Here is a 10,721-nt window from a genome sequence, read left to right as displayed (position 1 = left end):
GGGCATGGTCCGCGAGCCCTTCAACGCCCTAAGCCACGCCTTGGGCGTGCCGTTTGCCCTTTTGGGTAGCCTCCTTCTCCTCTTCCTGGCCCCCAAGGAGGCCTGGGGCGGCATCCTCCTCTTCGGCCTCACCATGGCCCTGATGTTCGGCGCAAGCGCCCTCTACCACGCCCTAAAGGTGGAGGAAAGGGCGCTAACCTGGCTCAGGCGGCTGGACCACGCCGCCATCTTCCTCTTCATCGCCGGGAGCTACACCCCCTTTTTGCTTGCGGGCTTGCGGGAAGGCCCCAAAACCTTCGCCCTGGGCCTCGTCTGGGGGCTCGCCCTCTTGGGCGTGGCCTTCCGCCTCTTCTTCCTCAAGGCCCCCCGCTGGCTTTACACCCTGGCCTACCTGGGCCTGGGGTGGCTTTCCGTCCTTTTCTTACCCCGCCTTGACCTTCCCCTTTCCACCTTCGCCCTCATGGCCCTGTCGGGGGCCCTCTACACCCTGGGGGCCTTGGTCTACGGGCTCAAGCGCCCCAACCCCTGGCCGCACCGGGTGGGCTTCCACGGGCTTTGGCACCTCCTGGTGCTTTTGGGAAGCCTCTTCATGTACCTGGCGGTCCTCAGCCTCTACACCTAGCTTTCTCATGAGAAAGTGTGTATCCTGGGGGGTATGGAACCCCCTCTGATCCTCATCGTGGAGGACGAGAAGGACATCGCCCGCTTCATAGAACTGGAGCTCCAAGCGGAGGGCTACCGCACCGAGGTGGCCCACGACGGCATCACCGGCCTTTCCCGCTTCCGCGAGGTGAACCCCAACCTGGTGATCCTGGACCTGATGCTCCCCGTGATGGACGGGATAGAGGTGGCCAAGCGCATCCGCAAGACCTCCAACGTGCCCATCCTCATCCTCACCGCCAAGGACCGGGTGGAGGACAAGGTGGAGGGCCTGGACGCCGGGGCGGACGACTACCTGGTGAAGCCCTTCTCCATAGAGGAGCTCCTGGCCCGGGTGCGGGCCCACCTGCGCCGGGTAAGCCCGGCCATCACCGGGGAGATTAGGGTGGCCGACCTCATCATCAACGTGGAGGGGCGGGAGGTCTTCCGCGCCGGACGGCGCATTGAGCTTTCCAACAAGGAGTTTGAGCTACTGGAACTCCTGGCCAAGAACCCGGGCAAGGTCTTCAGCCGCTACGAGATAGAGGAAAAGGTCTGGCCTGGTTACCAGGGCGGGAGCAACGTGGTGGACGTCTACATCGGCTACCTGCGCAAGAAGCTGGAGGCGGGTGGGGAGCGCCGCCTCATCCACACGGTGCGGGGCGTGGGGTACGTCCTAAGGGAGGACTAGCCCCCCTCCATGACCCTGCGCACCCGCATCACCCTTTTGACCGCCGGCCTCCTCTTCGTCACCCTCTTGGTGTTGGGGTTCGCCCTGGAGGGGGTTTTGCGGAGCTTCCTCTACCGCAACCTCCGGGCCGAGCTTTTGGAGGCCAGCAACCAGGTGGTGCGCCTTTTGAACCTCGGGGGGCAGACCCTTTTGGAAGCGGGCCTCCCCGCCGGCCTTTACGCCGAGCTCCAGCTCCTGCCCGAGGAAGACCCCGCCTTCTTGGCCCGGGAGGGGGGGATCAGCCTGCAAAAAAGCCCGGCCCTGGGAAGTGGGCGCCTCCTCCTCAAGGAGGCGGACTACCGCACCCTCCTGGCCCAGGGCGAGGTCTGGGCCCGGGTGGAGCTCCCCCGGGAAGGGAAGCCCCTGGCCCTTCTGGTCTACGCCAGGCGGGTGGAGGTGAACGTGGCCGGCACGGTGTGGAAGGGCCTCCTCCTGGTGGGCCGGCCCACGGAGGGAATAGAGGCCACCCTCACCCAGTTCGCCCGCATCTACGCCGGCACCGCCTTGGCCGTCCTCCTCCTGGCGGTGCTCTTGGCCCGGGCTTTGGTGGCCCGGGCCCTTTCCCCCTTGGAGTGGCTGGCCCAGCGGGCCGAGGCCATGCCCGAGCGCCCCGAGCCCCTGCCCGAGCCCGAAGGGGAGGACGAGGTGGCGGCTTTGGTCCGGGCCCTTAACGGGATGCTTTCCCGCATGCAGAAGGCCTTTGAGGCCCAGACCCGCTTTCTCCAAGACGCCTCCCACGAGCTCAGGACCCCCATCACCGCCATCCTGGGCCACGTGGGCTACCTCCTCCGCCGCACCCCCCTGAGTGACGTTCAGCGGGAAAGCCTGGAAACGGTGAGGCGGGAGGCCGAGCGCATGGGCAAGCTGGTCTCGGACCTACTAGAGCTTTCCCAAAGCGGGAGCTGGCGCATAGAGCCCATTCCCGTGCGGGTTTTGGACCTCCTGGAGGAGGTGCGGGAGGAGTTCAAGCGGAGCTTTGAGGGGGAAATCCTGGTGGAGGCCCCCCCGGAGGTGTACGTGCGGGGGGACCCGGATAGGCTCCACCAGGTCCTGGCCAACCTGGTGGCCAACAGCCTCAAGGCCGGGGCCCGGCACGTGTGGCTCAGGGCCTTTGATCTGGGGAAGAAGGTGGTGGTGCGGGTGGAGGACGACGGGGAAGGCATCCCCGAGGAGCACCTCCCCCACCTCTTTGAGCGCTTTTACCGGGTGGACAAGGCCCGGGACCGGGAACGGGGGGGCTCGGGGCTGGGGCTGGCCATCGTGAAGGCCATCCTCGAGGCCCACGGGGGGGAGGTCTGGGTGGAAAGCGAGGTGGGAAAGGGCACCGCCTTCAGCTTTTCCCTCCCCGCAAGCGCGCCACCGCCTCCTCCACGCTGATCTCCCCCTTGCGCAAGGCCTCCAGGACCTGGAGGCGCGGCTCCTCCGTGCCCTCCGGCTCCGCCTCGTAGCCCAAAGCCCGCAGGAGGGCGTCCAGCCGGGCCCGCACCGTGGGGTAGGAAACCCCGAGGAGGCGCTCCATCTCCTTGAGGTTCCCCCGGACCCTCACGAAAAGCCGCAGGAAGTCCAGGTGCTCCTTGGGCAAGAGGGCGAACTCGTTTAGGGCGAAGCGGCCCGAAACCTCGGTACCGCAGGCGGGGCAGAAAAGGACCTTCACCGCCAAGGGGTTTTCGCAAGCCGGGCAACGCACGGGAAGCGGTCGCATCACCATAGTCCCACCTTTAGCTTGACCCCTTCCGCCTCCACCTCCAAGAAGACCAAGGGCGGAAGCGCCCGAAAGGCGAAGACCGCCCCAAGGGGGAGAAAAAGGCGGGGGCGTTGGCCGCGGAGGGCCCGCGTCTTTTCCCACCAAAGGACCGCAAGGAGAAGCCCCTCCAGGAGGAAAAGGGGGCAGACAAGCCCCACGGGCACCCTCCCCACCCATACCCCCAGGTAGAGGAAGCGGGGGCGCAAGGGGATCAGGCGGCCCTTCAAACCACCTCCACCAGGATGCGCACGGGCTTGCCCTCGTCCTCCGCCTCCACCTCCACCAGCTTCCCCTCCGGCACCCCCTGGCCCACCGCCGCCAGGAGCTCCTTCAGGTTCACCCCTTGGCGTCCCAGGGTGAGCTGGGCCTCCTCGGGCAGGAACTTCTCCAGAAGCTCCGCCAAGGCCAAGGGAAGGTTGACGTGCACCTTCACCGGCTTGCCCTGGTCGTGCCCGTCCACCCGCACCCGCAAAAGCCGGGCTGGGGAGGAGGCCTTGGGCCGCTCCCCCAGGGCTTCCAGAAGGGCCAAGGCCTCCTCCACCCCGATCTCCCCCGCCCTCACCATCTCCAAAACCCTCCGCTTCTCCTCCATCACGCCTCCTTGGTTCAAAGCGCCAGGTCGCCCAACCGCACCCACGCCTCCAATCGCGCCACCGCCTCGAGGCCGATGGCGCCTTCCCTAAGCAAGACGCGCCGCTTAGCCTCCACGGGCCACCCCCCACCGCACCTCGGGCGCCAGGGCCTCGGCCAGGCGCCAAAGAGCCCCCGGCGCAGGGGAAGGAGAAGCCTTTCCCGCTCCGCTTCCCCAAGGCGCTCCCGGCCCCAGTGCCCAAGCCCCATGCGCACCTCCTGGCTAAAAGGTTAAACCAGACGTTTACAGATTGTCAAGTCTTGCTTGCGATATTTAAAAGGGGAGCCTCGAGGGGTGGCGGGACCCCAGGAAGGGCGCCCCCAAAAAGGCGAAGAGGAAAAGGGCGTAGGCCAGAAGGAGGAGCGCGGCCCGGGCCCGGCCCCCAAGCCGCTCCTCCAGGAGGAAGTAAAGGGTGAAAAGGAGCCAGCCCAAAAAGGCGGAAACCTCCTTGGGGTCCAGGCTCAAAGCGCTTCCGAAGTAGCTGAAGGCCCAAGCCATGCCGCTTCCCAGGCCCAAGGTGGCCGCCCAGTAGCCCACCCTCAGGTACCCCCGCTCAAGCCGCCTTAGGCTCCAAAGGGGCGGGGCCCCCAAGGCCCGCTCCGGGTGCGCCCGCAGGCGCAGGTCCTGAAGCGCACACAGGACCCCCGCCCCTACCCCCACCGCCAAGGCCAGATAGGCCACCAAAAAAGCCCCAGCGTGAAAGAGGGTGAGGGGAAGGGGAAGCTCCCCCTTGGGGTGGGGCAGGGCCTTGAGGGCGAAGAGGCCCAGGACCAAGGAGAGGGCCAGGAGGTAGCGGCGCAAAGGGGTGAGCCTAGGGCGGAGGGCGAGGGACTCGCCCCGCAGGGCCAAAAGGCCCCCAAGGACCAAGGCGGGCTGAGCCGGGCCCGAGAAGAGCCCCTTGGCGAAGGCGTCAGCCAGGGCGGCCCCCAGGTAGAGCCAGGCCCCAAGCCCAATCCCCCGGGGCCAGAACCACCCCAGGGCCAGGAAGGCCACCCCCAGAAAGGCCAGGGCGCTCGCCAAGGTCATGGCCGGGCCTGGGCCTTGAGGGCCAGGATCAAGGGGTGGGCCCGGCGGCCCGCCTCCTTGTGCCAGGTGAGGGGGTCGGCCTGGGGCAGTTCCGCGGACACTTCCCTAAGAAGCCTCTCCTCCAAGGCCCGGATGGCCTCCCGCACCCGGTGGCCGGCGTACCACTCCAGGTAGTCGCCCAAGGCCTTTTCCACGAGGGCCTCCACCTTGGGCACCTCCCCTAGGCGGGCTTGGCGGTTTTTCTCCACCACCTTTTCCAGGTCGTCCAGGTTGTAGAGGTAGGCGTGGGGAAGGCGCCCCACCCGGGGGTCAATGTTCCGGGGCAGGGCGATGTCTATGAGGAAAAGGGGCTTGGCCCGCCGAGGCAGGTCCTGGGGGCGCACCAGGTAGTGGGGGGCGGCGGCGGAGGCCACCACCAAGTCCACCCCCGCCAGGACCTGGGGCAGGGCTTCCAGGGTAAAAGCCTCCCCACCCAGGCGCTCCGCCAAGGCCTTGGCCCTTTCCGCCGTGCGGTTCACCACCAAGACCCGTCCCACCCCGTGGGCGCGGAGGTGGGTGAGGAAGAGCTCCGCCATCTCCCCCGCCCCCAGGACCGCCACGGAAAGCCCCATGAGGTCGCCAAAAACGGCCAGGGCCAGGTCCAAGGCGGCGTAGGCCACGCTCACCGCCCCAGCCCCGATGGCGGTTTCGCTCCGGGCCCGCTTGCCCACGGCGATGGCGGACTGGAAGGCCTTTTCCAGAAGGCTTTCCGTGGCCCCGTGCCGCCGCGCCAGGAAAAGGGCCTCCCGCACCTGGCCCAGGATCTGCGCCTCCCCCACCACCAAGGAGTCCAACCCCGCGGCCACGCGGAAGAGGTGGCGGAGGGCCTCCGTCCCCTCCTTGAGGTAGAGGTGCTGGGGCCCCACGCCCCTTTCCAAAAGGAGCCCCTTGGCCTCCTGGAAAGGACCCACCCCGTAGATCTCCGTGCGGTTGCAGGTGGAAAGGACCACCGCCTTGCCCAGGCGCCGGAGGGCGGCGGGAAGGGCCACGGCGGGGTCCAAAGCGGCCTTTTCCCGCACCGCCAAGGGAGCGGTCTTATGGGAAAGGCCCACCAGGTAAAGGGGCAGGGCCATAACCTCCCGCTAGTATACCCAAGCCGGGTAGGGACACCTGTCCCCTACAAAGCGCGAAGGATCGCCTGGAAAAGCCCCTCTAGCCCCGGCTCTTCCGCGGCGAAGACGGGAAAGCCCAAGGCCGCCGCCGCCTCCGCCGTGGCGGGGCCGATGCAGGCCGCCTTGGGCCGCCGATTCGTCCAGCGGGCGTAGGCCCGCACCCCGCTCGGGCTGAAAAAGGCCACCACCTCCGCCCTCTCCAAAAGGCGGCGCTCTACCTGGGAAAGCTCCCTTTCCCGGGTGGCGTAGACCGCAAGGCGCACCACCTCCACCCCCTTAGCCCCTAGCCCCGCCTCCAGGTCCCGCCCCGCCAGGTCCCCCGCCACGAAGAGGACCCTTTTCGCCGGGGGAAAGCTCCCGGCTAAGTCCTTGGCCGTGGCCCTTCCCGGAACGTGGGCGGGGGGTAGCCCCCCCTGCGCCAAGGCTTCCCCTGTCCCCTCCCCCACCGCCGCCACCCGCAAGGGGGGACGCCCCGCCTCCTCCCAGGCCCAAAGGAGCCTTTTCGCCCCCTCCTTGGAGGTGACGGCCACGTAGTCCCAGGGTTCCCAAAGCCTCCCGGGAAGCTCCCCTAGCCCGGGGAGGTCCACCTGCTCCAGAAGGGCCACCTCCGCCGCCTCCACCCCCAAGGCGGCGAGCCGCTCTAAAAGAGCCTTATCCTTCCCCCTCGTGAGGAGCACCACGGCCCTTCAGCACCTTCTGGAAGAGCTTCATGGCCGCCAGGGCCCGGGGAAAGCCCAGGAAGAGGGCGGACTGGAGGATGGTCTCCCGCACCTCCCGTTCCGTGGCCCCCACCCGCAAGGCCCCTTCCAGGTGGGTGGCGAGCTCCTTCGGGCTTCCCAGGGCGATGAGGGCGGTGATGGCGAGGAGCTCCCGCGTCTTCAGGTCCAGCCCGGGGCGGGCCAGGACCTCTTCATAGGCGAAGTCGCGGATGTAGCGGAAGAGGTCCTCGTCCACCGCCTCGAGGCTCTCCTCAATGGCCCTTTGCTTCTCCCCCCAGATGGCCGCCCGCACGCTCATGGCAGGAAGTCTAGCACCCTTTCCAGGTGGTGGAGGGCCTCGGGGTTTTGCCCCAGGGGGTCAAAGAGGAGGGGCCTTACCCCCGCCCCCTGGGCCCCCAGAAGGTCCGCCTCCGAATCCCCCACGTGCACCGCCTCCTCCGGCGCCACGCCCAAGGCCTCCAGGGCCTCTTGGAAAAGCCTGGGGTCGGGCTTGGCCACCCCGGAAAGGGCGCTTACCGCCAGGTGGTGGAAGTGGGGCCTTAGGCCCACCACCTCCAGGATCTCCGGCAAGGTGGCGTCCCAGTTGGACACCACGGCCAGGGCGTAGCCCCGCTCCTTCAAGGTGGAGAGCACCTCCTGGGCCCCCGGGACAAGGGGCCAGAAACGGGGGTTTTTCCAGTTCTCCACCAACTCCTGGGAGAGGGCCTCCGCTTCCGCCTCGAGGCCCATGCCCACAAAAAGCCTCCGGTGGAACTCCCGCCAAAGGGCGAGGGCCGCGGCGAGGTCCTTGGCCTGGAGGTGGTTTTCCTCGTAGAAGCGAAAGGCCTCCAGAGCCGCCGCCTTGGGGTCTTTGCGAGGCCTCAGGCCCCGCTCCTCCAAAAAGGGCAGGAGCCAAAAGCGGGGGCTTGCCAGGATCAGGGTGTTGCCCACGTCAAAGAGCACGGCCCGGGTCATGGCTCAAGTCTAAACCGCTTCCCTCTAACCCGGGTCTAACCCTAGCTCACTACACTTTTCATAGCAAAGGAGGTGAACGGGATGCGATGGCTCGCTTGGAGCTTGGCCCTTCTTATACCGGCTTTGGCCCAGACCTTTGAGGTGGCCTCGGGGGAGGCCCGCTACCGGGTGAAGGAAGAGCTTTTGCAGGTGGGCATCACCGACGCCGTGGGCACCACCAAGGCGGTGCAGGGGCGGGTGACCCTCCAGGGAGGGCGGGTGAGCGGGGAGTTCGTGGTGGACCTGAGGGAGCTGAGGAGCGACCAAGCCCGCCGGGACAACTACCTGCGGCAGAACACCCTGCAGACGGACCGCTTCCCCACCGCCACCTTCCGCCCCAAGGAGGTGAAGGGCCTTCCCAACCCCCTGCCCCAAAGCGGCAAGGCGGCCATCCAGGTGGTGGGGGACCTCACCCTCCGGGACGTGACCCAGGAGGTGGCTTGGGAGGGGGAGGCGGAGTTCAGGGGCCAAGAGGTGAGGGTCTTTTTGAAGACCGAGTTCCCCTTTGAGCGGTTCCGCCTGGTCCAGCCCCGGGTGCCCATCCTCCTTAGCGTGGAGAACCGGATCCGGCTAGAGGTGGAGCTCCTCCTCAGGAGGCGGTGATGCGAAGGCGTGCGGTCTTGGGCCTTTTCCTCCTCCCCCTGGTCCGGGCCCAAGGGGCCTGCCGCCCCACCCCGGCCCTCACGGAGGGCCCCTATTACCTGCGGGAGGTGCCCAAGAGGGCGGACCTGCGGGAAGGGCTTCCCGGAATCCCTTTGCGCCTCACCCTAAAAGTGCAGGACGCCGCCTGCCGGCCCTTGGAGGGCGCCCGGGTGGACCTTTGGCACACGGACGCCCTGGGCCGCTACTCCGGGGTGAACGCCCCCGGCGTCTTCTGCCGGGGGTGGCAGGCCACGGACGAAAAGGGGGAGGTGGCCTTCCTCACCCTCTTCCCCGGATGGTACCCAAGCCGCACCCCCCACCTGCACCTCCGGGTGGAGGCCAAGGGGAGGGCCTTCACCACCCAGCTCTTCTTTCCCGAGGAGGTCCAGCGCCAGGTCTACACCCGTCCCCCCTACGCCCAAAGGGGCATGCCCCAGGTGGGGAACCGCCAAGACGGCATCTTCCGCGCCGACCTCCTCCTCGCCCTAAGACCCGAGGGAGAGGGCTTCGCCGCCGGCTTCACCCTCACCCTTCCCTTTTAGCCCGGACAAATTGCCCCCTATCCCCGGGGCATAATGGGGGTATGGAAACCCTAGCCTGGATGCAGGCCAAGCTCCCCGAGTTCCTGAAGGACCTCGAGGCCTTCGTGCGCCGGGAGTCCCCCTCGGGGGACCTGGAGGGCCTGAGGTCCGCGGCCGCCTTTTTGGAAGAGGCCTTCGGGCCCCTTGAAGGGCGGCTTTCCCGCAAGGACACCCCGGCGGGGCCGGTCCTCCTCCTCCGGCGGGAAGGGGAGGGGGACCCCGTCTTGGTGCTCTGCCACTACGACACCGTCCACCCCAGGGGAAGCTTCCCCGAGCCCTTCCGCCTGGAGCGGGACCGGGCGGTGGGCCCCGGGGTCTACGACATGAAGGGGGGGATTATCGCCCTCCTCTACGCCCTGCGCCACGCCGAGGCCACGGGGCGGAGGCTTCCCGCTTTGGAGATCCTCTTCACCCCCGACGAGGAAACGGGCTCCAAGGAAAGCCACCCCCTCATTGAGGCGGCGGCCAAGAAGGCCAGGGCCGCCCTGGTCCTGGAGCCCCCCACCGCCACGGGGGACCTGAAGGTGGCCCGCAAGGGGGTGGGGCTTTACCGGGTCCGGGCCCTGGGCAAGGCCGCCCACCAGGGGGTGGAGCCGGAAAAGGGGGTGAACGCCATCCTGGAGCTCGCCCACCAGATCCTTCAGGTGGCCGCCCTGGAGGACCGGGAAAAGGGGACCACCCTGGGCCCCAACGTGGTGCGGGGGGGCACGGTGAGCAACGTGGTGGCGGAGGAGGCCTGGGTGGAGGTGGACCTGAGGGCCTGGACCCTCGAGGAGGTGCGCCGGGTGGAAGAGGGCCTTAGGCGCCTCACCCCCGCCCTCCCCGGGGCCCGGCTAGAGGTCACGGGGGGCCTCAACCGCCCCCCCATGGAGCCCACGGAGGAAAGCCTCGCCCTCTTCGCCAAGGCCAAGGCCATCGGGGAGGCCCTGGGGCTCCGCCTGGAGCCGGGCCGGGTGGGCGGGGGGTCCGACGGCAACTTCACCGCCGCCCTCGGGGTGCCCACCCTGGACGGCCTGGGGCTTTTCGGCGGGGACGCCCACCAAAAGACGGAGTACGTGGTGGTCTCGGAAATCCCCCGGCGGGCGGCCCTTTTGGCCGAGCTCCTCTACGCCCTATGAGCCCCTCCGCCCAGAAGGTGCAGGAAGCGCTTAAGGCCAAGGGCTTCGGCCACCTAAAGGTGGTGGAGCTCACGGCCTCCACCCGCACCGCCCAGGAGGCGGCGGAGGCGGTGGGGGCTGAGGTGGGGCAGATTGTGAAGAGCTTAGTCTTCGTGGGGGAGAAGGGGGCATACCTCTTCCTCCTAAGCGGCAAGAACCGCCTGGACCTAAACAAAGCGGGCGCCCTGGTGGGCGAGCCCCTGCGCCGGGCCCGTCCCGAGGAGGTGCGGACCCTCACCGGCTTCGCCATCGGCGGGGTGCCCCCCCTGGGCCACGCCCGGGCCCTGCCCGCCTTCTTGGACCAAGACCTCCTGGCCTACGAGACCCTTTGGGCGGCGGCGGGCACGCCTAAGGCCCTTTTCGCCGTCAGGCCCGAGGAGCTCCTCGCCCTCACGGGGGCGAGGGTGGCCGACCTCAAGGAGGAATGATGTGGCCCTTCCGCCAAGACCCCCACGTGAAGCCGGAGGGCCCCCTGGCCTTCCGGGTGCGGGTGCGCACGAAAAGCGGGGAGGTGGTGGAGCTAAGGCTTTCCAAGAGTATGGAGATTAGCCCCACGGAAGGCGGCTACTACGTGCGCAAGGAGATCGTGGCCCCAAGGAGCCTGGACCGGGCGGTTTTGGAGATCTGGTTTGACCGCCGCTACCGCCCCGTGCGGAAGCATGTGGAAGGTGGCGAACTCGTGCCCATCCGGGAGTGGAAGGGGTAAAA

Annotated in this window: 17 protein-coding genes; 8 read left to right on the top strand and 9 right to left on the bottom strand. The window is 68.3% G+C overall.

Features of this window, described 5'->3' with window-relative positions; all coding sequences use genetic code 11:
* Positions 1 to 4: 4 nt before the first annotated feature.
* Genes QT17_RS01210 through QT17_RS01200 form a run of 3 tightly spaced genes read left to right on the top strand, consistent with a single transcriptional unit; the run spans position 5 to position 2,746 of the window.
* The gene (locus tag QT17_RS01210) at positions 5 to 622 is read left to right on the top strand and encodes a hemolysin III family protein (protein ID WP_039455485.1); all 618 of its coding nucleotides are present in this window, start codon (positions 5 to 7) and stop codon (positions 620 to 622) included.
* Between the two features lie 33 nt (positions 623 to 655).
* Complete coding sequence (locus tag QT17_RS01205; RefSeq protein ID WP_039455403.1) at positions 656 to 1,330, top strand: response regulator transcription factor; 675 nt, start codon at positions 656 to 658, stop codon at positions 1,328 to 1,330.
* A 9-nt stretch (positions 1,331 to 1,339) separates the two neighbouring features.
* Positions 1,340 to 2,746 carry a cell wall metabolism sensor histidine kinase WalK gene (locus QT17_RS01200; protein ID WP_039455402.1) on the top strand — a complete coding sequence of 469 codons (1,407 nt, stop codon included), beginning with the start codon at positions 1,340 to 1,342 and terminating at the stop codon, positions 2,744 to 2,746.
* Here QT17_RS01200 and QT17_RS01195 read toward each other — a convergent pair.
* The 9 genes from QT17_RS01195 to QT17_RS01155 form a co-directional block, all read right to left on the bottom strand.
* Positions 2,700 to 3,077 (bottom strand): DUF2089 domain-containing protein, encoded by a 378-nt coding sequence (locus QT17_RS01195; protein WP_039455400.1) that lies wholly within the window; start codon positions 3,075 to 3,077, stop codon positions 2,700 to 2,702. The two genes, QT17_RS01200 and QT17_RS01195, sit on opposite strands and share 47 nt — an antisense overlap.
* Complete coding sequence (locus QT17_RS01190; protein ID WP_039455399.1) at positions 3,071 to 3,340, bottom strand: hypothetical protein; 270 nt, start codon at positions 3,338 to 3,340, stop codon at positions 3,071 to 3,073. The genes QT17_RS01195 and QT17_RS01190 overlap by 7 nt, the downstream gene beginning before the upstream one ends.
* Complete coding sequence (locus QT17_RS01185) at positions 3,337 to 3,705, bottom strand: hypothetical protein (protein ID WP_039455398.1); 369 nt, start codon at positions 3,703 to 3,705, stop codon at positions 3,337 to 3,339. Before QT17_RS01185 ends, QT17_RS01190 begins: the two co-directional genes overlap by 4 nt.
* A gap of 14 nt (positions 3,706 to 3,719) precedes the next feature.
* Positions 3,720 to 3,953 (bottom strand): hypothetical protein, encoded by a 234-nt coding sequence (locus QT17_RS01180; protein WP_039455396.1) that lies wholly within the window; start codon positions 3,951 to 3,953, stop codon positions 3,720 to 3,722.
* Between the two features lie 64 nt (positions 3,954 to 4,017).
* Complete coding sequence (ccsA, locus tag QT17_RS01175; RefSeq protein WP_039455394.1) at positions 4,018 to 4,770, bottom strand: cytochrome c biogenesis protein CcsA; 753 nt, start codon at positions 4,768 to 4,770, stop codon at positions 4,018 to 4,020.
* Entirely contained in the window at positions 4,767 to 5,882 is a 1,116-nt protein-coding gene (gene hemA / locus QT17_RS01170) for a glutamyl-tRNA reductase (protein ID WP_039455393.1), read from the bottom strand. The genes ccsA and hemA overlap by 4 nt, the downstream gene beginning before the upstream one ends.
* Before the next feature lie 44 nt (positions 5,883 to 5,926).
* The gene (locus QT17_RS01165; RefSeq protein WP_039455391.1) at positions 5,927 to 6,601 is read right to left on the bottom strand and encodes a uroporphyrinogen-III synthase; all 675 of its coding nucleotides are present in this window, start codon (positions 6,599 to 6,601) and stop codon (positions 5,927 to 5,929) included.
* The gene (locus QT17_RS01160; RefSeq protein WP_039455390.1) at positions 6,573 to 6,938 is read right to left on the bottom strand and encodes a carboxymuconolactone decarboxylase family protein; all 366 of its coding nucleotides are present in this window, start codon (positions 6,936 to 6,938) and stop codon (positions 6,573 to 6,575) included. The genes QT17_RS01165 and QT17_RS01160 overlap by 29 nt, the downstream gene beginning before the upstream one ends.
* Complete coding sequence (locus QT17_RS01155) at positions 6,935 to 7,594, bottom strand: HAD family hydrolase (protein ID WP_039455389.1); 660 nt, start codon at positions 7,592 to 7,594, stop codon at positions 6,935 to 6,937. Before QT17_RS01155 ends, QT17_RS01160 begins: the two co-directional genes overlap by 4 nt.
* 81 nt (positions 7,595 to 7,675) lie before the next feature.
* Here QT17_RS01155 and QT17_RS01150 point away from each other — a divergent pair, with 81 nt between their 5' ends.
* The 5 genes from QT17_RS01150 to QT17_RS01130 are packed head-to-tail and all read left to right on the top strand — an operon-like array spanning position 7,676 to position 10,719.
* On the top strand, positions 7,676 to 8,236 hold the full coding sequence (locus QT17_RS01150) for a YceI family protein (RefSeq protein ID WP_039455388.1): 561 nt from the start codon (positions 7,676 to 7,678) through the stop codon (positions 8,234 to 8,236).
* Positions 8,236 to 8,817 carry an intradiol ring-cleavage dioxygenase gene (locus QT17_RS01145; RefSeq protein ID WP_039455387.1) on the top strand — a complete coding sequence of 194 codons (582 nt, stop codon included), beginning with the start codon at positions 8,236 to 8,238 and terminating at the stop codon, positions 8,815 to 8,817. The genes QT17_RS01150 and QT17_RS01145 overlap by 1 nt, the downstream gene beginning before the upstream one ends.
* 41 nt (positions 8,818 to 8,858) lie before the next feature.
* Complete coding sequence (locus QT17_RS01140; protein WP_039455386.1) at positions 8,859 to 9,974, top strand: M20 family metallopeptidase; 1,116 nt, start codon at positions 8,859 to 8,861, stop codon at positions 9,972 to 9,974.
* Positions 9,971 to 10,441, top strand: coding sequence for a YbaK/EbsC family protein (locus QT17_RS01135; protein WP_039455385.1), 471 nt, complete (start codon positions 9,971 to 9,973; stop codon positions 10,439 to 10,441). The genes QT17_RS01140 and QT17_RS01135 overlap by 4 nt, the downstream gene beginning before the upstream one ends.
* The gene (locus tag QT17_RS01130; protein WP_039455384.1) at positions 10,441 to 10,719 is read left to right on the top strand and encodes a hypothetical protein; all 279 of its coding nucleotides are present in this window, start codon (positions 10,441 to 10,443) and stop codon (positions 10,717 to 10,719) included. Before QT17_RS01135 ends, QT17_RS01130 begins: the two co-directional genes overlap by 1 nt.
* Positions 10,720 to 10,721: the final 2 nt, after the last annotated feature.

The sequence above is a fragment of the Thermus sp. 2.9 genome, from assembly GCF_000794385.1.
Classification (GTDB): Bacteria; Deinococcota; Deinococci; order Deinococcales; family Thermaceae; genus Thermus; species Thermus thalpophilus.
The sequence above is the reverse complement of the archived record's forward strand: the minus strand, read 5'-3'. Positions and strand labels throughout refer to the sequence as shown.

What these genes read in the sequence shown, in the direction of transcription:
- QT17_RS01180 (WP_039455396.1), bottom strand. Translation starts at nt 3,953, where the DNA reads ATGGGGCTTGGGCACTGGGGCCGGGAGCGCCTTGGGGAAGCGGAGCGG.
- QT17_RS01130 (WP_039455384.1), top strand. Translation starts at nt 10,441, where the DNA reads ATGTGGCCCTTCCGCCAAGACCCCCACGTGAAGCCGGAGGGCCCCCTG.
- QT17_RS01160 (WP_039455390.1), bottom strand. Translation starts at nt 6,938, where the DNA reads ATGAGCGTGCGGGCGGCCATCTGGGGGGAGAAGCAAAGGGCCATTGAG.
- QT17_RS01135 (WP_039455385.1), top strand. Translation starts at nt 9,971, where the DNA reads ATGAGCCCCTCCGCCCAGAAGGTGCAGGAAGCGCTTAAGGCCAAGGGC.
- QT17_RS01195 (WP_039455400.1), bottom strand. Translation starts at nt 3,077, where the DNA reads ATGGTGATGCGACCGCTTCCCGTGCGTTGCCCGGCTTGCGAAAACCCC.
- QT17_RS01205 (WP_039455403.1), top strand. Translation starts at nt 656, where the DNA reads ATGGAACCCCCTCTGATCCTCATCGTGGAGGACGAGAAGGACATCGCC.
- QT17_RS01145 (WP_039455387.1), top strand. Translation starts at nt 8,236, where the DNA reads ATGCGAAGGCGTGCGGTCTTGGGCCTTTTCCTCCTCCCCCTGGTCCGG.
- hemA (WP_039455393.1), bottom strand. Translation starts at nt 5,882, where the DNA reads ATGGCCCTGCCCCTTTACCTGGTGGGCCTTTCCCATAAGACCGCTCCC.
- QT17_RS01155 (WP_039455389.1), bottom strand. Translation starts at nt 7,594, where the DNA reads ATGACCCGGGCCGTGCTCTTTGACGTGGGCAACACCCTGATCCTGGCA.
- QT17_RS01210 (WP_039455485.1), top strand. Translation starts at nt 5, where the DNA reads ATGGTCCGCGAGCCCTTCAACGCCCTAAGCCACGCCTTGGGCGTGCCG.
- QT17_RS01200 (WP_039455402.1), top strand. Translation starts at nt 1,340, where the DNA reads ATGACCCTGCGCACCCGCATCACCCTTTTGACCGCCGGCCTCCTCTTC.
- ccsA (WP_039455394.1), bottom strand. Translation starts at nt 4,770, where the DNA reads ATGACCTTGGCGAGCGCCCTGGCCTTTCTGGGGGTGGCCTTCCTGGCC.
- QT17_RS01150 (WP_039455388.1), top strand. Translation starts at nt 7,676, where the DNA reads ATGCGATGGCTCGCTTGGAGCTTGGCCCTTCTTATACCGGCTTTGGCC.
- QT17_RS01185 (WP_039455398.1), bottom strand. Translation starts at nt 3,705, where the DNA reads ATGGAGGAGAAGCGGAGGGTTTTGGAGATGGTGAGGGCGGGGGAGATC.
- QT17_RS01140 (WP_039455386.1), top strand. Translation starts at nt 8,859, where the DNA reads ATGGAAACCCTAGCCTGGATGCAGGCCAAGCTCCCCGAGTTCCTGAAG.